This window comes from Pseudomonas sp. AMR01, from assembly GCF_041946035.1.
In the GTDB taxonomy this organism is placed as follows: Bacteria; Pseudomonadota; Gammaproteobacteria; order Pseudomonadales; family Pseudomonadaceae; genus Aquipseudomonas; species Aquipseudomonas antarctica_B.
The window spans coordinates 82,421-102,415 of the sequence record NZ_JAUTYR010000002.1 but is presented as its reverse complement, the minus strand read 5'-3'; the positions used below and the strand labels follow the sequence as shown (position 1 = coordinate 102,415).

Here is a 19,995-nt window from a genome sequence, read left to right as displayed (position 1 = left end):
GTCAAGGAGACACTGTATGGCAAGCTTTTCCCACGCGGTGGGTGCACAGACCTACCGCTTCGACAGCCTCAAGGACGTGATGGCCAAGGCCAGCCCCGCGCGTTCCGGGGATTTTCTGGCTGGCGTAGCAGCGCATAACGACGGCGAGCGCGTGGCGGCGCAAATGGCGCTGGCGAATATTCCGCTGAAACACTTCCTCGAAGAAGCGTTGATCCCCTATGAAAGCGACGAGGTCACCCGGCTGATCATCGACACCCACGATAAACAGGCGTTTACCGTGGTCAGCCACCTGACCGTCGGTGGCTTGCGTGACTGGCTGCTCAGCGATGCGGCCGATGAACAATCTCTACGCGCATTGGCGCCGGGGCTGACACCGGAAATGGCGGCGGCTGTCTCCAAGATCATGCGCGTGCAGGACCTGGTGCTGGTGGCGCAGAAAATCCGCGTGGTCACCCAGTTTCGCGGCACCATGGGTTTGCGCGGGCGCTTGTCGACACGCCTGCAACCCAACCACCCGACCGACGAACCGGCGGGCATCGCCGCGAGCATTCTCGACGGCCTGCTCTACGGCAACGGCGACGCCATGATCGGCATCAACCCGGCCACCGACAGCATCGCCTCGATCTGCGCCATGCTGGAAATGCTCGACGCGATCATCCAGCGCTACGAAATTCCCACCCAGGCCTGCGTGCTGACCCACGTCACGACGTCCATCGAAGCCATCAACCGTGGCGTACCGCTGGACCTGGTGTTTCAGTCGATAGCCGGCACCGAAGCGGCCAACGCCAGTTTCGGCATCAGCCTGAGCGTGCTGCGGGAAGGCTACGAGGCAGGTTTGAGCCTCAATCGCGGCACGTTGGGCAAGAACCTGATGTATTTCGAAACCGGCCAGGGCAGTGCCCTTTCGGCCAACGCGCACTTTGGCGTCGACCAGCAAACCTGCGAAACCCGCGCCTACGCCGTGGCCCGGCACTTCAACCCGTTTCTGGTCAACACCGTGGTCGGTTTTATTGGCCCGGAATACCTGTACAACGGTAAACAGATCATCCGCGCGGGCCTTGAAGACCACTTCTGCGGCAAGTTGCTCGGCGTGCCGATGGGCTGCGACATCTGCTACACCAACCACGCCGAAGCCGACCAGGACGACATGGACACCTTGCTCACCCTGCTCGGCGTGGCCGGAATCAACTTCATCATGGGCATCCCCGGCTCCGACGACATCATGCTCAACTACCAGACCACCTCGTTCCACGACGCCTTGTACGCCCGGCAAACACTGGGTTTAAAACCGGCGCCGGAGTTTGAACAGTGGCTGGCGAAAATGGGCATCTTCACGCAAGCCGACGGCAAGGTGCGCTTTGGTAACAGCCTGCCACCGGCGTTTCGCCAAGCCTTGGCGCAATTGGGATGAAGGAGCCACCCGTGGAAGTCGATTCCCTTGAAACCCTGCCTGATAACCCGTGGCTGGAACTGCGCCGCCTGACCCCGGCGCGCATTGCCCTGGGCCGCACCGGTACCAGCATTCCCACCAGCGCACAGCTGGATTTTCAATTCGCCCACGCCCAGGCGCGCGACGCGGTGCACCTGCCTTTCGACCACGCGGGCCTGACCAGCCAAATGGCCGAACGCGGCCGCGACACACTGCTGCTGCACAGCGCTGCCGCCGACCGCCATCTGTATCTGCAACGCCCGGACCTGGGGCGGCGCCTGAGTGATGAATCCGCCCAGAGCCTTCGCGACTATGCCGCCGCCAACCCCGGCGGCGTCGACCTGGCCGTGGTGGTGGCCGACGGGCTGTCGGCGCTGGCGGTGCATAAACATACGCTGCCGTTTCTCACACGCATGGAGGAACATATCCAGGCCGAAGGCTGGTCCTTGTCACCAGTGATTCTGGTGGAACAAGGCCGCGTGGCCGTGGCGGATGAAGTCGGCCAGTTGCTCGGCGCCAAGATGGTGGTGATCCTGATCGGCGAACGGCCAGGCCTCAGCTCGCCGGACAGCCTGGGCCTGTATTTCACTTACAACCCCAAAGTGGGCCTCACTGACGCTTATCGCAACTGCATCTCCAACGTGCGCCTTGAGGGCTTGAGCTACGGCATGGCGGCGCATCGCCTGCTTTACTTGATGAAAGAAGCGTGTCGACGGCAGCTGTCGGGGGTCAATCTCAAGGACGAGGCGCAGGTTCAGACGATTGAGTCGGATAATCCTGACCTGATGAAGGGCAATTTCCTGCTCAGCTCACCGGATGACTGATCGCTGCACGATTGCGCTTTTTCGCGACGTTAGGCAGCATCGAGTCACGGCCGCGCGTGTGGTCACCCCCCTTTGGAAGTTGAGGCCTGGCATGCGGATTACTCAAGCGACCCTGGAACACCTGGACCTGTTGACCCCGCTTTTCGTCAAATACCGTGAGTTTTATGGGGCGTTGCCATTCCCGGATTCATCGCGAGACTTCCTGGAAAAGCGCCTGCGCCGTAAGGAATCGGTGATTTATTTGGCGCTGGCGGATGATGACGACAAGAAATTGCTCGGGTTTTGTCAGCTGTATCCGAGCTTTTCGTCGCTGTCGCTCAAGCGGGTTTGGATACTCAACGACATCTATGTGGCCGAGGATGCGCGCCGGCAATTGGTGGCGGATAACCTGATGCGTACCGCGAAGAAAATGGCCAAGGAAACCCAGGCAGTGCGGCTGCGGGTGTCGACCAGCAGTGACAATGAAGTGGCGCAGAAGACGTACGAGTCGATCGGTTTTCGCGAGGACACGGAGTTCAAGAACTACACGCTGCCGATCAGTGAAGATTGATCCTCACACCACAATCACCACAAATCCCCTGTGGGAGCGGGCTTGCTCGCGAATGCGGTGGGTCAGTCACCTGATATGTCGACTGACCCACCGCATTCGCGAGCAAGCCCGCTCCCACATTTTGTGATGTGTGCATCCTTGATAACTGCGACATCCCCCGCTACAAAACCAACACGCTTTTCACCGATCAATCCGTATAATGCCGACCTTTCAGGGTTGTAAGAATTGCGGCACATGCGTGTAGCCTTATTTCCCGACACCCCGCACAGGCCTGCTGAGCCGGGCCATTCACACAGGTGCCATCCATGGATTTCAACCCGCTAGACCTTATCCTGCATCTCGACGTCTACCTCGACATGCTGGTAACCAATTACGGTCCGTGGATCTACGCCATTCTGTTCCTGGTGATTTTTTGCGAAACCGGCCTGGTGGTCATGCCCTTCCTGCCGGGTGATTCGTTGCTGTTTATCGCGGGCGCCATTGCAGCCGGCGGCGGCATGGACCCGGTTTTGCTGGGCGGCCTGTTGATGTTGGCGGCGATTCTCGGCGACAGCACCAACTACGTCATCGGGCGAACAGCCGGGGAACGCTTGTTCAGCAACCCGAACTCGAAAATATTCCGCCGCGACTACCTGCAAAAGACTCACGACTTCTACGACAAACACGGCGGCAAAACCGTGACCCTGGCGCGCTTCCTGCCGATCCTGCGCACGTTCGCGCCGTTCGTCGCCGGCATCGCCAAAATGCCCTACCCGCGCTTTTTCGGTTTCAGCGTGTTCGGCACCATCATCTGGGTCGGCGGTTTGGTGACCTTGGGTTATTTCTTCGGCAACGTGCCGTTTATCAAGAAGAACCTCTCGTTACTCGTGGTGTTCATCATCCTGCTGTCCTTGGTGCCGATGATCATTGGCGTGGTCCGCAGCCGCTTTGGTCGCACGTCCTCCGAAGCCAAGTCGTAACGCCTGCACATGTGGTCCCTCAGCGCCTGGCGTCGCCGGCGCCTGCTGGCCAGGCACCCGATTGCCGATGACACCTGGCAGCGGGTGCGCAACCACTTGACCTTCCTCGACGGCATCAGCGCCGAGCAAGACAGGTGGCTGCGTGAAGCCTGCGTCGTCTTCCTCGCCGAAAAACACCTCACCGCCCTGCCCGGCGTCGACCTGCACCAGGAGCAACGCCTGCTGCTCGCCGCCCAGGCGCAACTGCCGCTGATGAACCTTGGCGACCTGGACTGGTATCAGGGTTTTCACGAAATCGTGCTGTACCCCGACGACTTCCTCAGCCCCCAGCGCCATCGCGATGCCAGCGGCGTCGAACACGAATGGGACGGCGAGCACAGCGGCGAAGCCTGGCAACAAGGCCCGGTGATCCTCGCCTGGCCCGGCGTGCTGGCCAGTGGCAATTGGGAAGGCTACAACCTGGTGATCCACGAACTGGCGCACAAACTCGACATGCTCAATGGCGACGCCAACGGCCTGCCGCCGCTGCACAGCGACATGCGCGTGCAAGACTGGGCCAGCGTCATGCAAAGCGCGTTTGACGACCTCAACCGCCAACTCGACGCCAACCCGGACGCTGACACCGACATAGACCCCTACGCCGCCGAAAACCCGGCCGAATTCTTTGCCGTCACCAGTGAGTATTTTTTCAGTGCCCCGGATTTGCTGGTCAGCACCTACCCACAGGTGTATGCGCAACTGAGCCAGTTTTATCGCCAGGATCCGCTGGCGCGCCTCACCCAACTGCAGGCGAGCGACGCGCGGTATCAGACGGAACGCCACGCGCCGTACGACGTCTGACGCATGGCGTCAGCGTCAGAATATGCCTATAATCGCCGCCACTTTTAGGCCAATCCGGCCATGCTTCATGGCCAACTACGGGGGCAACGCCCAATGAGCTACAGCAAGATTCCGGCTGGCAAAGACCTGCCGAACGACATCTACGTCGCCATCGAAATTCCGGCCAACCACGCGCCGATCAAATATGAAATCGACAAAGACAGCGACTGCCTGTTCGTTGACCGTTTCATGGCCACCCCGATGTTCTACCCGGCCAACTACGGTTTCATCCCGAACACCCTGGCCGACGACGGTGACCCCCTCGACGTGCTGGTTGTAACCCCTTACCCGGTTACCCCAGGCTCGGTTATCCGCGCGCGCCCAGTCGGCATCCTGCACATGACCGACGACGGCGGCGGCGATGCCAAAGTTATCGCAGTCCCCCACGACAAGCTGTCCCAGCTGTACGTGGACGTGAAGGAATACACCGACCTGCCGCCACTGTTGCTGGAGCAGATCAAACACTTCTTCGAGAACTACAAAGACCTCGAAAAAGGCAAATGGGTGAAGATCGACGGTTGGGGCGACGCAGAAGCCGCCCGCGCCGAGATCATGAAGTCGGTGGCTGCCTACAAAGGCTGATACCGCGACTATTGCCCCGGCAATAAAAAAAGCCCCGATTATTCGGGGCTTTTTTGTGGGAAAAATTAAACGTCAAGTTCAACGCTTAACACTCAACGTTCAACTAAGTTTTAAATCTGACAAATCAGGCTACAACCCAGCAAACTCCTACACGCGCGATTCAACGCATGGTTTATTTGATGTAGTTTCCCGGCCAGTAAACTCTGCGTTTATGAATACATCAGGTGATCGACTAAAAGCACTACTGCGGGAAGTTCATCTTTCCGCTTCCGACTTCGCCAAGAACCGTGGTGTCACGCCTCAACACGTGAACAACTGGTTCAAACGCGGCGTGCCCATGGGCCGACTCAACGAGATCGCAGAACTGCTGTGCATCTCCAGCCGTTGGCTACGCACCGGCGAAGGCCCCAAACACCCAATGGCCAACTTCCTGCTAGAAGGCCACGACACAAGGAACGTGATCCCCATCCGCGAAGACGCGGGCAAATACCTCACAGGCCCAGCCACCCGCCCAGAAAGCACCGACGTGGAAATCCCCCTCCACCCTACCTTCACCTCCGTCGAACGCATCCGCGTCACCCTGCACACCCTCAAAACCCTCAACATCAACCCCGACCGCGCGATAGGCGCCTACATGGTCGACAACAGCATGACCGAGATCATCCAGCAAGGCGCCACCCTCGGCATCGACAGCGGCCGCACCCAAATCATCGACGGCGAAATCTACGCCGTCGAACACGACGGCATGCTACGCATCAAATACCTCTACAACCGCCCAGGCGGTGGTTTGCGCATGCGCAGCCACAACACAAGCGAGCACCCCGACGAATACCTTACGCACGAACAACGCTTCGAGCAGAACTTCCAGATCGTGGGCTGGGTGTTCTGGTGGTCCACGCTCAATAACCGAAGACCGCCCGTGCCGCTGGATGAGCATTTATTGGGCTGGGAAGGCTCTAAACCGGATCCGGAGGTGGGCAACTGAGGTGAATGCGGTTATCATGCCGCCCACATTTGGCAGGGGGTGGCTCATGGCTATCCACCCTGCCTGGCGAAGCGGAGGAGTTCCCGCGGATGCCCCTACTATTCAGCCTGACGCAATGTGGGCTGAGCGATTTGAAGGCTGGTGAGGTTTGTCAAAAACAAGCTGAAGCAGTCAGCGAGAAGCCGGCCACAAGCCGGCTTTTTAATGTCTGGAATAATCCTGTCCCATCCAAGAATCTTCCTGATAGCTTAGCTATTCCGGGGGTTTCAGGCATACCCCTGTCCGATGGCGTTCAACGCCATTTGATCTCATCCGACGATGAAGTGGGGGGACAGGTGGGGGGACAAGACGGACTGCAAGGGGAAATCAATGAGTAAGCTGAATCCGAAACAAGTCGAAAACCTTACTGAACCCGGCACCTATGAAGATGGTGATGGGCTTCGCTTGGTGGTCAAACCTACCGGACGTAAATCCTGGCTACTTCGCTTTCAATTAGCGGGACGTCGTAGGGAAATGGGCTTGGGCTCATTCCCTGAAGTCCGTCTCAAGAAAGCCAGACAAGCAGCCAGTGCCAAACGCAGCCAACTGAGCGATGTGTGACGATCAAGGAGTCTGCTCGAATAGCGGTAACTTCGCAGGTAATGCGCCTGCGGGCAGTTACCACTACACATTCGGTTGGTACTTGGGTACAGATACGAAAGGCAACCCTATTTCATACAAAAACGGAACAGGACCCGGATTTGGTGGAGAATACTCTATAGCTCCTGACGAGCCCGCACCTTCAACGTCAACCCATCTGTTGCCTGAGGTGGTCTGCATGCCAACAGCAAGTTTTAACTGTTCAATAGATGGTAAAGAGCTTGAGGACGCAGATCTGCCTAAATATCTTCCGATAGTTACAGAGAAAGATGTTAAAGCATCGGGAGGGAGCTGCCAGAGTGTCCCACTGTGTTATAACAAAAACATGATTCTTTTAGGATTAAATAGCAAATACTTCCCAAAAAGCTAGTCCTCAGTAAATAATCAATATTCAAAATATGCTCCTATCGCACGTGGAACAGGCTATAAATAAAAAGGGCCTTAAAAAGGCCCTTTTTTGTTCAACATAATTAAGCACCCGCCCCTGGATCAATCACTTTATTCGGAATGCGCTCTGCCATAGAGCGAAAAACCAAGGGTGCGGTGACTCCAACATTCAGAGCTAGTAAAGGAGTTAACGTAGTATTGGACTCTATATAGACGTAGGCTAAGAAACCGCCTATCAAAGGCAAAACCAAGAAAGGAACCCAATACACAAACTCTTTTAAATTTGGGCGTTGAGTCACTGGCAACTTGTGAATTTCGGCCAGTTCTAATGATTTAACCGCTAGCGCCCCTAAAAAAGCACAAACAACGGGAAAAGATACAAAATCCATTTAGTCCGCCCTATTACGTAGTGCCGACCCTAAGCGAGACAAAGTGCTTGAGTTTTTTCTACGTTTTTCCCTAGTAGAATACAGCGCTTCCCCTGCCGGACTAAACGAAGATGACTGCACAATCTCCGATGCATTTTTTTCTATAATACTTAGCACCTTTGATGCATCTAATCCAGTAGCTGCACTTAGCCCTTTTATAGTCCGCCACTCATAATGACTATCGTTAAGAGCGCCGATGACTTTTTCTTCTTCTCTATTCATTTTTCGACCTCAAAATCAGACGCCAAGCGCAATCGGGATTTCAATTTTAGGCTGAATCGCTACTAGACTACTAAGATACTTCGCTTGAACCTTTTCGTACAAATCAGGAATACGGTTTGACTTGACGGTAACAACCAAGGCGTAGGACAGCTTTCCTGCGCGTACAGGAGTTACGCTATTTCCTGGTTCTCTCGCAATATAGTGAATATCAAAAACTGGATCAACAAGAGAGCTACCCCTCTTTTTCACCGTATTACTACGAACAGTATCCCACTTATGCGCATCAGTTCTCAGTTCCTGCTCATTACTTTTTTCGTGACGGCCAAAAAAAGAAGCCGTATCGGGATAAAGCTTATCTTTCTTAAACTTATTTTTGTTCGGTCTGAATTTAACATCCAAACCGGCCCTAGTATACTCGCCAGGCATATGTGGATCTGTAGAGCAACTATAACAAAAAGTAGCCTTTATAGTAAAATCCCCTGCAAGGACCTCGTCTGGCATTGGTATAGGCGCCCTCAAAACTTTACCGGGTTCTAACTTGCCAGTATAAAGGACTTTAATTTCTCCGTCCTCACAAGTAACAATGCTTCGGATATCTGGATTAACAATTCCCCAGCCTACTTCCTCACGGGCATGACCATTGTCATCTGCGGAATGAATTAATAGTGCCCTGATAGCAGGCGTGGTCAGAGCATTTCCAAAATAAGCTCTAAGCCCAGCAGCAATACGCATGACCGCCGGAGTGGCGAAACTAGTGCCACGATCCTCAGCAATCACTGGACCGGGGAACAAAAACTTAAACTTATTACTATCAATGCCGCCAAAAGCCAACATATCGGGCTTTATCAAGCCAGGGCTTCTTCCTGGTCCAATCGAACTATAAGGTGCTCTACACCACCCCTCATGAAATCCGTCGCTGGCCCCAATGGCTAGGGCATTAACTGAGTCACTCGGCACCTGAATTCTAGATTCCGGCCATCCCCTGTCACCGTCATTCCCAACAGCCACAGCTGCCAAGATATCGCCTTCACCTAAGTGATCATCAAGCATTGAAGTCCATGCAGTAACCTCATCATCACCGGCGACTTGATATGGACCAATGCTAAAAGAAACTAACGGATAGTTAGTTTGAGAGAGCACATTATCTACATACAGCATTACGTCATAGAGACTATCATCCGCAATTAAGTCACCCAACACTCTGTAATGATCAACTTCAGCATACGGCCGTTCCAATGCTCCGGGCTGCACGTTACCAAACAAAAGCGCGGACGTAACTGCTTGACCATGATCTTGCAGCTCAGGGATTGCGTCGCCAATATTAAAATTTGAAGACGGCTCTATATTCTTTGCCCAGCGACCAAAGGGATGATCATCCGGCAAGCCCCCATCAAAAATAGCAACTTTAAAACTTTCATCCAGAGCCTTTTCGACAGGAATTGTAATTCTAGCCACACCACCTGACCGTACCAACTTAGGCTGACTAATTGTTCTTAGCTTAGGCATTTTCCTTATAGCGCGCACAAAGGAAAATTTAGCCAACTCTTTTACGGACTCTTCATCACCTTTCGCTGCTAAAAATAATAATCCGCGCGTTTGGTAAGAACGAGACATATCTAGTGAAATGTGACTTTTTTCAGCAAATTTTACAAAGTCAGATTCCCAGTCGAGATCGACGGCACTATCAAAATGGACTACAACTTCTAAATTATTTTCTTCCTTGTCAAATTCGCCTAGAAGCCTATCCTCTGCCCTAAAAACCTCTAAACGTTCTACCTTCACTATTTCTTTTGAAAGTTTTGAACCTTCCTCTATACCAGAAAGACTTTTCCTAAGCTTGGAGAAAGACTTGAACTCTCCCGCAACGTACAAAGTTGTCGATGCGACGCCCTCTTCCTTATCGCTACCACGCCCTGCATCAGGCTTGCTCTTCTGAGGCTTGCTACCAACAAGGCGAAGCGAAAAGGCGTTTAAAAGGTATTCAGGAAATCCAGACCTAGCAACATATTTAGGATGAAGAGTAAGTGCTGCGACAGCGTTACCATCCGCCAAGGCATCTTTAGGTATCTCTTTAAAATCCTTTTCCAATGTTTCGAGCATTGAATCCAAGCGTTCAACTTGCTCAGAGAGGCTGTAGGGAGGCAATGAATTATCGAATCCCCCTTTATACGGAACGTGATCAGCTAACTTTTCTCCGCGCCCAAATAGAAACCGCTCTTTACCTTCCATGTTAAGCTCCCGCAGTCATTGCTGCTCGTAATGTATCACGTGAAACGCCAGTTATCTTACTTGCCGTTCTCTGCGATGCTTTCCCTTTAGTCACTAAAAGCAACGCTAAACTTTTTCTTCTAGCACGATCTTCCGCTGGGCATTGGCGCTCTAGAAGAAAGCGCAAATACTCTAACCCGCCACTTTCCCCTTCGAGAACAAGCGCTTTACGTAAGTTATTTATCTCACGTTGAAAATCACTAAACGACGTCCCGTCCATCAAGGAAGCAATAAAATATATCCAAGCTTTTGGAACATCACCACCGGAACTCAGCCCCAAGCCAACTCTCACCAAGTCGTCTATCCCAGGACGTTTAAACTCAATCACTTGGTCAAAACGCCTCTGCACCGCAGGATCTAACAAGTGATAGTGATTCGTGGCGGCTATCAATAGATTACTACCTTGCCATTGATCTAACTCTTGTAGCATCACAGTAACCAACCGTTTGACTTCACCTATGTCAGATGAGTCATCTCTCTTTTTTGCGATAGCATCCATTTCATCCAAAAGCAAAACACAGGGTCTACTTCTGGCGTAAGAGAGAGCTTTCCTTAAATTATTACCTGTTCTACCAAGATAGCTGCTAACGACTGTAGCCAAATCCAATGTCAGCAACGGAACCTTGAGTTTCTGAGCTAAATATTTCGCACATACTGTTTTACCAACTCCAGGAGGACCTGTGAATAGTATTTTGCTAGTTGGACTTATTCCAGCATCCAACAATCTCTTCGCATTTTTACTCTCTGACAAGACAAGATTCAAAGGTCCCTTAATCTCATCTGAACTAACAAAACCATTTGGTAGTTTTATTGGATCCTCGACCGATAGCAATTCGCTGTTTGACTCCGAATCGGTCGGAACAGGCGAAGATATTCCAGCATCCTTAACTCTTCGGATGCTAGATGCGCTGCCCTCATCGAACTTCTGTGAAAAGACCTCTTTATGTATCAGGTCTGCAAGAGGATCCCCAGACTCCCTCAAAGCTCGAATAAGTCGGAGGGTCTGTATGCGAACCTTCTCACCGTCGCCGACCGCTCCAACCTTCGTGATCTGGACTAATTTCTCTATAAGCGCTCTAGAATCGTCCATTGCACACGTAACCTATTGATTTTTAATAAATTTAAAGTGGACTAGGCGCATTATCCCACTTGACGTAGAAAGCGGCAAGGTATAAGCAGAAAGCAGCCGACGAAAGGCTGTATAAAAAAACAGTATCAGCAAATTCCGTGGCAATTGCCTCGATTCAGTCTGCATAACGATGTAGGCACAATCCGCCCGCCTCAGACGATCACCATGAATGGGGACATGCTTGCCGCCCAAGACAGATACCCATTTCAATCACAGTGGATGGCTGACATGCAGGGGCATGTGATGACAGTTTGCTAAGACAGGCTAGGCTGGGACTGAACCACAACGAACTAGGAAGTCACCACAATGACTGAGTCAATCGATGGATTGCTCGATGCGGGCCCGCTAGAAAACTCTAAATTCCCCTCTGATTTCTCTGGGCAACCGCTATTTATCCGGGGAGATGATTGGCATAACAACGCAATGCTGGGTTGGACCCACTTTCCCTTGGACCTATACGCAGCGGGTTACAAAGACGCGGCTGATGGACTGCTGTTTGCTCTAGCAGAGCGGAAAGTCAGCCTAGACAGCGTCATCTATCCGTTGGTTTTTTTGTATCGGCAAGGCATTGAGCTTGAGCTCAAATTGATGGTTCCCCTAGCCCGTCGGCTAGCAGAAAAACCAGAAAAACTCGATCACAGCCATGGCTTGATGCCACTCTGGGGTGAGCTACGGGAACTCCTTGAAAAACTCGATCCCCGCAAAGATGACAAAGAACTGCCGGCAATGGAGAGCTTCATCCAGCAGCTGGATAAAATCGATCCGGCCTCTTATGCTTTCCGCTATCCGACTACAAAAAAGGGAGCGGCGTCGCTACCGGATCTGCAATACGTGAACGTGCGCCACCTCAGCGAGATCATGAATAGCGTTTTCAAAATGTTGTCGGGAATTCACTCATTGCTGGGGGAAATGGACCAACATGACAATTACTGAGCGAGTAAGCAGTTCGTTCATTGCTTACCAGGGTGCCCCCCAAGCTAATACTACGATAGGTTAATGATTGTGAAATCTCTAATGCACTCGGCATCCGAACAGGAGCAAAAAACTCACGAACACTAAAAATGGGGGGACAAATGGGGGGTCAGCTGTAAAGCCACTAATAGAACCCAGCAAAATAAGGCAAAAACCAAAAAATAAAGCCGCCCACAAGCCGGCTTTTTAATGTCTGGAATAATCCTGCCCCATCCAAGAATATTCCTGATAGCTCTGCTATTCCGGGGATTTCAGGCATTCCTCTGTCCGATGGCGTTCAACGCCATTTGACTTCATCCGACGTTGAAGTGAGGGACAGAACGGACGACGGGAGATCATCAAGAACACGTACCGAACTTTGATGACTCGTGGGATGAAAGGCTGCTACCTCTTCTGCACCGAGCCTGAAACTGCGCAGTATTTTGCAAGTCGGCTCACAAATCTAAGCCAGAAATGACAGTGCGCAGCCATAGGCCGCGCTTTTTAATGTTTGTAAGAATCCCAAACCAAGATTGTCCAACAGCCGTTGGACAATTGAATAGCTGAAACGCGGTACCTGTCGCCCCGCCACCTCTGTCACATTCTCAAAAACTGTGCATAGATCGGGCAGCTGGCTGCTGCCCAAATCGGAAAAGGACATATTGACGTGTCACCTATAACGACATGAAAGCACGACATGTCGCTAAAGTAAGTAAATCGCGACATGAGGCCAAACATTCATTCGTAAGGCACTAGATCAGCACACTGCTGACCTAATACCAATGTCACATCACTTCGGCTGCAAACACTCCACAGCCCGATCCGCCACCATCTTCGCCATCTCCACCAAATGCATCACCGCCCTATGCGGCGCGCCCAGCGGTTCGCCGAGCGATTGCGACGTCGCCACCGCACACTGCAGCAGCTCAGCCACACGCACCCAGGCGTCCTCGAAGCTCAGTTCTTCATTAACGGTAAATGGGTGAGTTGCACCCAACGCGGGCGAATCTGAAACAACGTTATCCATAGCAAAATTCCCTAGCAGTAAGTGAATACCACCGGCTTTTCGCGACTAAACGAGCAGGGGTGGCGGCTGTACGCAGGTTAGTCGACCGGCTGCTAGGCTCCGGCGCACCCGAGGGTGCCCTGCGCACAGCCACCATAAGGTGCAGGTGAGAAGACACCTGTCTTTGGGATGACGCGTGCGCCTAGCAAGGTCCGGGCGACTAAACCCGATCACTGAATAGTCAGTGACGGACCGCAGCCTAGTCGCGGAATTTCGCTGGCGCAAGCGGTTGGGATTCTCTAGGAAACGTCCTGCAAATGAAAGGGATCAGCCCTGCTGGCCTTTAACACTCAGGCCTCAATCCAATATCAAATGCGGCAAAAACCGACTCGAATCCTTGGTAATCAAACTATTGTCTTCCCGCACGCCAATCCCCGCCGCCTGATCACCAATCACCCATGACCCAATCAGCGTGTAGCTGTCACCAAACTTCGGCAGCGGCGCGAACTCTTGAAGGATAAACGGCGCATCCGTATACGGTCCGCCCTCTTTCACAATCAGCCCGTCAGCCGTTTGCAGCTCAATGTTGGCCCCTTCCCGCGAGAAGAATGGCTTGCGCACCCAGCCTTTCGGCACGGCTTTATTCGGGTCGGTATCCAGGTGCGCCGCCAGCACATTAGGATGGCCTTTGTTGAACTCCCACAGCAGCGGCAGGATGCCTTTGTTGGAGATGATGGATTTCCACGCGGGCTCAAAAAACTGTGTGTCGCTCTCTGCAATCGCGGCACCGAAGGGTTCGTGGAAGATGAACTCCCAGGCGTGCAGTTTGAACAGGTGGGGAATCCAGTGATCTTCGAGGTCGACGAAGCGGCCTTCGGCGGTGAGGCCGATGTCTTCGATGTCGATGTGGCGGGACTCGATGCCGACTTTTTCCGCGACGAGGCGCAGGTAGTCGGTGGTGCCTTTGTCTTCGATCGAGTCTTTCATCGAGGCGAAGTAGAAGGGTTGGTTGAGGTGCAGTTGGGCGAAGGCCTGGTGCAGTTTGGTGTCGATGCTGTTGAACTGGTCGGCGTGTTTGGGCAGCAGGCCGCGTTCGATGCATTGCTCGAGCCAGCCCCACTGAAACGCGGCGGCTTCGTAGAGGCTGGTCGGGGTGTCGTAGTTGAGTTCGAGCAGTTTGGCGGGGCCGGTGCCGTTGTAGGAGAAGTCCATGCGCCCGTAGAGGTGCGGGTGGCCTTCGAGCCAGGAAGTTCGGATCATGTCGTAGAACGGCGCGGGGATGCTCAGGCGCTCGAGCAATTGCTCGCTGTGGACCACGCGGGCGACGAGGTCCATGCACATGTCATGGATCTCGGTGGTCGGGTCTTCGAGGTCTTGCTCGATTTGTTTGAGCGTGAACTGGTAATACGCGCTCTCGTCCCAGTAGGGTTCGTCGTCGATGGTGTGGAACAGAAAGCCGAGGCTGTCGGCGGTCTGTTTCCAGTCGTGACGTTCTGCGCAGTAGATCTTTTTCATGGCCCGCCTTCCTTAACTGCTCGACCCGCCGCCGCCCCAGCCGCTGCGGGCGCTGGCTTTGCTGCCGAAGCCGCCACGGGAGGTGGCCGAGGACACGGAGCTCGACGTGTTGGAGGAGCGCAGCGTGTTGGAGTAACTGCTGCTGCCGTACCGGGCCTGGTTCGAGCGGCCAAAGGTGGCGCCATTCGAGACGCGCTGGTTGAGCGTCGAGGAGCCGTAATTGCCGCGATCATCGCGGTAGCGGTACACCGGCTCGGAGCGGTAGCTGTTGCGATTGCTGCTGAGCATGTTGCCGATCAGCAGGCCGGTCAGCAGGCTGGAGGTGGAGAAGCCTGAGCCGCCACTGTTGGCTTGCGCGCCCGACGCTTGAGCGTTGGCCGCGTCGACTTGGGATTGGGTCACCTGGCCTTGAGCGGTCAGTTCGAAACCGCCGAGCTTGGGGATGAATTTGCCGGCGGAGTCTTGCTGGCACCAGTCGGCGACAAAATCGGCGTCGCACTCGGCCTGGCTGTCGTACACCGGGGCGATGCGGCGGTGCTCGGCCATGGCGGTCATGTAGGCGTCCGAGCAGACGTCTACCGGAAGCTTTTCATCGGCGCATTGCTGAACCGACTGGAAGTTGTACTTCTTCTGCAAATCGTAGGTTTTTTCCGTTGGCCCGCAGCCGGAAATCGCCATGGCGACCGACGCTGCCAGCGAGAGCTGGACGTACTTGCTTCGTTTCATCGGGAGCTCCGTACGGGATCAGTTCTGGGAAGGCGTCATGCACGCGGCGTTCAGCATGCCGACGCTGATGGCCACGGCTGCCACGTAAATACCAGCTGCGAGTTCGCCGTTCTTGATGCGCTCGGAAGTGCCTTTGAGCACCAGGCTGGTCACCAGAAACGCCAACAGCTGGACGACGGCGGCGATGACGGCCCACACGACGAAGTCGAGGATGCTGATTGAGTAGGCAATCACGTTGCTGGCCGGAATCGCGAAACCGATGATCGCGCCGCCCAGCGCGACCGCCGCCGACACATTGCCGGCACGGATCAGTTCAAATTCCTTGTGCGGGGTGATGCGGGTGTAGATGAACTGGAACACGCCGAACAGTACCGCGGCGCCCAGCAGGTAGGTGACAAACCCGAGCACGGCGGCTTTGTTCAGGGAAATGGAGAGAGCTTCTAGCATGGACTTCTTCCTTTTTTAGAGCGCATTCAAGTCGGTTGTGTACAGCGAAATGCCCAGCGATGTGCTCAGGCTGATGGTGCCTTCAGCGTCTTCTTCGACGGAAAACAGCAGAAACTCTCGGCGATCGGTCAGGCCCGTTTCGCGGGCGTACAGCATTGAGCGGTGCTCGACGGTGTAGGAATCTTCGGGGTTGATCACCTGTTCGCTCATCGCCACCAGCTCTGTCTGGCCAGGCTCGCTGCCCCACACGCGGGCGTATTCAACGCCGTTGTGGGTGTAAGTCGGCAGGCCGATCAGGCTTTGTGGGCCGGCCAGTCGCCGCAGTTCCGCTTCACTGGTGATAGTGACGTAACTCAGGTAATTGAACAGGATGACCGACTCGACCTGCCCGGCGATGTCGCCCGTGGTGTGCACCTGCAGCCAGTAATCTTCGTCGTTCATGTAATAGCGCGACAGCCAGGTGGACTGGCCGAGGTCAACGGTGCCGTTGCTCCAGATTTCCTGGGAGCCGGGGATTACCACCGAGGTTTTATCATCGAGCAACAATTTGAGGGTCGAGTCGAACATCACGCCTTTGCCCGGCGCCAGGCCCAGCGGGCCGGTAACCGGCAAGGTCGGTTTCGTCGCGGCATTCGCGTTCGGGGCTTCAAGCCCCATCAACTGTTTAAGCCATCCCATTGGAAATTTCCTTCAGGCGGGTGGAGGCGATATAGAAGAGTTCGCCGCCTTCAACGCGCGTGGCGCCGGGCGGGTTGATCGACGGTTGCTGGGCACCCTTGGCGCGGTAGCCGATGAGCGTGGCGTTGTGCTGTTCTTTCATCAGCGTGTACAGATCGCCGAAGCTTGCTTCAAAGGCCTCGGGCAATTTCATCAGGTATTGGGTGGCGCCCTGGCCCACGCACAGCAGCTCGTTGATGACCACAGACGAGCCCGGGTCCTGAGAGGCGCGCACCAGCATCTCGATGGCCATGCTGGAAGTGCATTCCAGGCTGGGGGCGTAGGAGCTGGCGAGTGCGGCAATTTCACTTTCATTGAAGTGGGCGACGACATGCCCGACCGGCTTCAATTGATTCACCGCCAGCACGGTGGCCAGCGTCAGGTCGTCAGATGGGGTTCGCACCAGAACGCGCTCGGCACCGGGCACGCCTGCGCGCAGCAGTAACGCGGTGGAGGACAGGCTTTCGCCGCGGATGAACGCGGCTTTGCCCGGCATCGGGTTTTCGTCGAGGGTGCAATCGCAAATGACGATCAGGTTGTCGTTCGAGGTTTCATCCTGGAGCAACAACTCGATGACCCGCTCGCTGGACGCGCCTTCCCAGCCAATGAGCACTGTATGGCCGACCTTGCCGGTGAAATCACCTTTGCCCTTCATGCCTTTTCTCCATGCATCGATAACGCTGGTGGTGGTTTTGCCGATGGCCGCCGTCAGCAGCGCAATGCCCCCGAGCATGACCCAGGTGGCCACGAACACTCGCCCGGCCGATGTCTGCGGCGCGAGGTCGCCATAGCCGACAGTTAGCGTGGTCGTGAGGTAGAAGTAAATAAACGTGGCAGCGGCGGTGAGGTGTTGCTCGCCCAGAAGTATCAGGCCCAGATAAGCCGTGCTCAGGTGTACACCCAAGGCGACGACCAGCCCTGCCCAGCCGAAGCGGTGAAAGAGCGAGGAGGCGTACATACGCAGCAAAAGAAAAATCGACATCTAGCCCCTGACTCCCTGGGTACCCGAATCCTGAAGACGCCATCGTCTGTAGGCTCGAGTGCGTTCAGCCGGCATTAAACCTGCTGCGCGGCCTGGAGAGAAGTACCTTGGCCGCAATAAATCCGGCGAACGCACCAAACAGGTGACCCTCGAACGAAATACCCTGACGCGGCACAAAGCCAAAGATCAAACCGCCATACAGCACCGCCACCACAGCCGCCGTGATCAGGTTGCTCCAACTGCGGTGAAACCAGGCGCGGGACAGCAGGTAGGCCCATAACCCGAACACCCAGCCGCTGGCACCGATGTGTATGCCGGCAAAACCGAACAGCCAGACCAGCGCGCCACCGAGCAGAATAATGATCGCGCTGACGGCGATGAATCGGTTGAAGCCTTCAATGATGACCAGCGTGCCGAGCACCAGAAAGGCAATCAGGTTCGCGCTCAGGTGCGCAAAGGACGCGTGTAAAAACGGTGAGGTGAGGATGCCGAGCAGCCCTTGCACGGTTCTCGGGATTAGCCCGAACGCCATGAGGCTGTAACCGGTCGCGACGTTGAGCAGTTGCAGCGCGAACATGAACAGGGCCAGGCCTGCGATTGTCTTGAAACCCTTGAGGGTGTCCATCCTGACCTCGACGTTGAATGCCGGTCCGCTAAAGAACTGTGGCGCGGGAGCTTGCTCCCGTTGGGCTGCGTAGCGGCCCTGAAAAATGGGACTGCTGCGCAGTCCAACGGGAGCAAGCTCCCTCGCCACAGGTTATCGGTTGCTCGCTCTATTACTCGGCCGACTTTTGCTTCAGGCGTTCCAGAATCGCATTGGCACTGCCTTCGTTCGGCGTGATGCCAGCGTCGCGCAGCTTGCGTTCCAGGTCGGTGCCCGTCGAGGCCTCGGCCAGTTCGTCCTGGGCTTGCAGTTCAGCGGCGCGTTGCTGCTGTTTGGCTTGCAGGCGATTCAGCGTACCGACGGCCGTTTCCAGCTTGCCGTTGGCACCGCCGCTGGCGATGGACGCGCTGACCTGAGCCTTTTGTACGCTTTCGCGCGCCTTGGCCATGTCCACTTGCTGGCGCAGGCTTTTAATCCGGCTTTCAGCTTTGGTGATGTCCTTACGCATGCTTTCAGCGTAACCACCGAATTCGATGGTCTGCTTTTGCTCGGTGTCGCGCTCGTTGGTCAGGGTCGAAATGGCTTCAGCCACTTCCAGGGCCAGGTCTTCGCGGTTGGCCTGAATGGCGGCCATTGCCTTGGACTCCAGGTCCTTGATCTTGGCGTCGTACTCGCCCACGCGATCATTCGCCAGTTTGTGCTTGGCCATGATGCTGACCAGCTCGCGCTTGGCGTTGGCCAGTGCGGTGTCGGCATCGCGAATTTCCTGGTCGAGGATGCGCAGGGCTTGCTGGTCAACGATGGATTCGCCGACTTCGCTGGCACCGCCACGCAGCGCGGTGAACAATTTGCTCCAGATGGACTGAGTCATTGGATACTCCCGAATACTTAATTGAAGAAACGTTCGAAGGCTTCGCTTGCGCGCTGCACGTTGTCGACCAGGGTTTTCACCTCGGTCACGATGTTGGTCAGGCTGGAGTCGGAGCTCAACGCGCCGAACATGTTGTAAACAACCTGCCCGTTCGGCATTGACTCGATACCGATCGATGACAGCGGGAACATTTCCCGGCTGCGCAGCACCGCGTCGTTGAACGCCGTTACGTCGTTGATCGACTCGACGTCCACCAGAACGGTGTCGACGATGATTTGCTCACCTACCACGGCGATGTAAATCGGCAAGCCACCGAAGTCGTTCATTTCCAGCTTGATGCTGGAATCGGAGCCTTGAACCAGAGAAAGCGTAATGTCATTGGAGACCACGTCGTCCAGGGCCTGCAGCGCACTGAAGAGGCGATCGATATTCCAGTTGGTACCTGCGCTCATGAAATTCTCCGACATGAATGAGCCAGCCAGAATCGGCTGGCGAAGCTGTTTCTCCATCTGCTTGAGCAGGCTTCGGTTTTCAGGAAGCACCCAAGTTTCGTGTTTCACATAACCGGCGGCCGCCAGGCCCGCGCGCATCTGCTTCATGTAAAAGCTCGATGGCTTTTTCGCGGACGGTTTCAAGCGCTCTCCCTGAAGGCTTGCGGAATCGGTATCGGGCCCTTCTGGCGGGCTCGATGGAGAGCTGCTTTTCATGGTACTCACCTCGTTGTGAAAAACTCACGCGTGAGAAAATCTACAGGCTATTTCCGTCAGGCTCAATAGCTCACGCGTGAGATTTTTTGTCTTACTTTTTATCGAATTGTCGCTTTTGAGTTGACGGTATTACCCATTCCAGCCGATTTATCCCCCTTCGACCACCCATTAATCTGTGCCCATGTTGA

General features: G+C 54.9%; 21 protein-coding genes and 2 pseudogenes. 11 read left to right on the top strand and 12 right to left on the bottom strand.

The window, feature by feature from the left end; translation table 11 throughout:
- The first annotated feature begins 16 nt into the window (after positions 1 to 16).
- The 9 genes and pseudogenes from Q7C20_RS02385 to Q7C20_RS02345 form a co-directional block, all read left to right on the top strand.
- Positions 17 to 1,411, top strand: coding sequence for an ethanolamine ammonia-lyase subunit EutB (locus Q7C20_RS02385; protein WP_375065066.1), 1,395 nt, complete (start codon positions 17 to 19; stop codon positions 1,409 to 1,411).
- The gene (eutC, locus tag Q7C20_RS02380; RefSeq protein ID WP_375065064.1) at positions 1,408 to 2,253 is read left to right on the top strand and encodes an ethanolamine ammonia-lyase subunit EutC; all 846 of its coding nucleotides are present in this window, start codon (positions 1,408 to 1,410) and stop codon (positions 2,251 to 2,253) included. Before Q7C20_RS02385 ends, eutC begins: the two co-directional genes overlap by 4 nt.
- A 91-nt stretch (positions 2,254 to 2,344) precedes the next feature.
- Positions 2,345 to 2,803, top strand: a complete 459-nt coding sequence (locus tag Q7C20_RS02375; RefSeq protein WP_375065062.1) for a GNAT family N-acetyltransferase — start codon at positions 2,345 to 2,347, stop codon at positions 2,801 to 2,803.
- 305 nt (positions 2,804 to 3,108) lie between these two features.
- Entirely contained in the window at positions 3,109 to 3,762 is a 654-nt protein-coding gene (locus tag Q7C20_RS02370; RefSeq protein ID WP_348062420.1) for a DedA family protein, read from the top strand.
- Between the two features lie 9 nt (positions 3,763 to 3,771).
- Positions 3,772 to 4,602 carry a zinc-dependent peptidase gene (locus Q7C20_RS02365; protein WP_375065060.1) on the top strand — a complete coding sequence of 277 codons (831 nt, stop codon included), beginning with the start codon at positions 3,772 to 3,774 and terminating at the stop codon, positions 4,600 to 4,602.
- 93 nt (positions 4,603 to 4,695) lie between these two features.
- Positions 4,696 to 5,223 (top strand): inorganic diphosphatase, encoded by a 528-nt coding sequence (gene ppa, locus Q7C20_RS02360; protein ID WP_076952643.1) that lies wholly within the window; start codon positions 4,696 to 4,698, stop codon positions 5,221 to 5,223.
- Positions 5,224 to 5,434: 211 nt separating this feature from the next.
- The gene (locus Q7C20_RS02355; RefSeq protein WP_375065058.1) at positions 5,435 to 6,208 is read left to right on the top strand and encodes a helix-turn-helix transcriptional regulator; all 774 of its coding nucleotides are present in this window, start codon (positions 5,435 to 5,437) and stop codon (positions 6,206 to 6,208) included.
- Between the two features lie 89 nt (positions 6,209 to 6,297).
- On the top strand, positions 6,298 to 6,585 hold the full coding sequence (locus tag Q7C20_RS02350; protein WP_375065056.1) for a hypothetical protein: 288 nt from the start codon (positions 6,298 to 6,300) through the stop codon (positions 6,583 to 6,585).
- Positions 6,578 to 6,802 (top strand): annotated as a pseudogene (locus Q7C20_RS02345) (Arm DNA-binding domain-containing protein); the annotation flags it as partial. The gene Q7C20_RS02350 and the pseudogene Q7C20_RS02345, both read left to right, overlap by 8 nt.
- A 515-nt stretch (positions 6,803 to 7,317) precedes the next feature.
- Here the strand turns inward: Q7C20_RS02345 and Q7C20_RS02340 are convergent.
- The 3 genes from Q7C20_RS02340 to Q7C20_RS02330 form a co-directional block, all read right to left on the bottom strand.
- Entirely contained in the window at positions 7,318 to 7,623 is a 306-nt protein-coding gene (locus Q7C20_RS02340; protein ID WP_375065054.1) for a hypothetical protein, read from the bottom strand.
- Positions 7,624 to 7,899: 276 nt separating this feature from the next.
- The gene (locus Q7C20_RS02335; protein ID WP_375065052.1) at positions 7,900 to 10,113 is read right to left on the bottom strand and encodes a S8 family peptidase; all 2,214 of its coding nucleotides are present in this window, start codon (positions 10,111 to 10,113) and stop codon (positions 7,900 to 7,902) included.
- A 1-nt stretch (position 10,114) separates the two neighbouring features.
- Positions 10,115 to 11,242 (bottom strand): AAA family ATPase, encoded by a 1,128-nt coding sequence (locus Q7C20_RS02330; RefSeq protein ID WP_375065050.1) that lies wholly within the window; start codon positions 11,240 to 11,242, stop codon positions 10,115 to 10,117.
- Positions 11,243 to 11,587: 345 nt separating this feature from the next.
- Here Q7C20_RS02330 and Q7C20_RS02325 point away from each other — a divergent pair, with 345 nt between their 5' ends.
- Both Q7C20_RS02325 and Q7C20_RS02320 read left to right on the top strand, forming a co-directional pair.
- On the top strand, positions 11,588 to 12,214 hold the full coding sequence (locus Q7C20_RS02325; RefSeq protein ID WP_375065048.1) for a hypothetical protein: 627 nt from the start codon (positions 11,588 to 11,590) through the stop codon (positions 12,212 to 12,214).
- A gap of 355 nt (positions 12,215 to 12,569) precedes the next feature.
- Positions 12,570 to 12,710: pseudogene (locus tag Q7C20_RS02320) on the top strand (DNA/RNA helicase domain-containing protein); the annotation flags it as partial.
- Positions 12,711 to 13,022: 312 nt separating this feature from the next.
- Here Q7C20_RS02320 and Q7C20_RS02315 read toward each other — a convergent pair.
- From Q7C20_RS02315 to Q7C20_RS02275, 9 genes are all read right to left on the bottom strand, one after another.
- Complete coding sequence (locus Q7C20_RS02315) at positions 13,023 to 13,259, bottom strand: DUF6124 family protein (protein WP_348056208.1); 237 nt, start codon at positions 13,257 to 13,259, stop codon at positions 13,023 to 13,025.
- Positions 13,260 to 13,595: 336 nt separating this feature from the next.
- Positions 13,596 to 14,753: a glutathionylspermidine synthase family protein gene (locus Q7C20_RS02310; RefSeq protein WP_375065045.1), complete on the bottom strand. Its 1,158-nt coding sequence runs from the start codon at positions 14,751 to 14,753 to the stop codon at positions 13,596 to 13,598.
- A 12-nt stretch (positions 14,754 to 14,765) separates the two neighbouring features.
- Positions 14,766 to 15,479, bottom strand: a complete 714-nt coding sequence (locus Q7C20_RS02305) for a DUF1190 domain-containing protein (RefSeq protein WP_375065043.1) — start codon at positions 15,477 to 15,479, stop codon at positions 14,766 to 14,768.
- Between the two features lie 18 nt (positions 15,480 to 15,497).
- Positions 15,498 to 15,926 carry a DUF350 domain-containing protein gene (locus Q7C20_RS02300; RefSeq protein ID WP_348056202.1) on the bottom strand — a complete coding sequence of 143 codons (429 nt, stop codon included), beginning with the start codon at positions 15,924 to 15,926 and terminating at the stop codon, positions 15,498 to 15,500.
- A gap of 15 nt (positions 15,927 to 15,941) precedes the next feature.
- Positions 15,942 to 16,604 (bottom strand): DUF2491 family protein, encoded by a 663-nt coding sequence (locus Q7C20_RS02295; RefSeq protein WP_348056200.1) that lies wholly within the window; start codon positions 16,602 to 16,604, stop codon positions 15,942 to 15,944.
- Positions 16,591 to 17,625: an ion channel gene (locus tag Q7C20_RS02290; RefSeq protein ID WP_375065040.1), complete on the bottom strand. Its 1,035-nt coding sequence runs from the start codon at positions 17,623 to 17,625 to the stop codon at positions 16,591 to 16,593. Before Q7C20_RS02290 ends, Q7C20_RS02295 begins: the two co-directional genes overlap by 14 nt.
- A gap of 64 nt (positions 17,626 to 17,689) precedes the next feature.
- Positions 17,690 to 18,250, bottom strand: coding sequence for a rhomboid family intramembrane serine protease (locus tag Q7C20_RS02285; protein WP_375065038.1), 561 nt, complete (start codon positions 18,248 to 18,250; stop codon positions 17,690 to 17,692).
- Between the two features lie 151 nt (positions 18,251 to 18,401).
- A complete protein-coding gene (locus tag Q7C20_RS02280) occupies positions 18,402 to 19,100 on the bottom strand; it encodes a PspA/IM30 family protein (RefSeq protein ID WP_375065036.1) in 699 nt (232 codons plus the stop codon).
- Between the two features lie 17 nt (positions 19,101 to 19,117).
- A complete protein-coding gene (locus tag Q7C20_RS02275; protein WP_375065034.1) occupies positions 19,118 to 19,699 on the bottom strand; it encodes a YjfI family protein in 582 nt (193 codons plus the stop codon).
- Between the last annotated feature and the right edge of the window lie 296 nt (positions 19,700 to 19,995).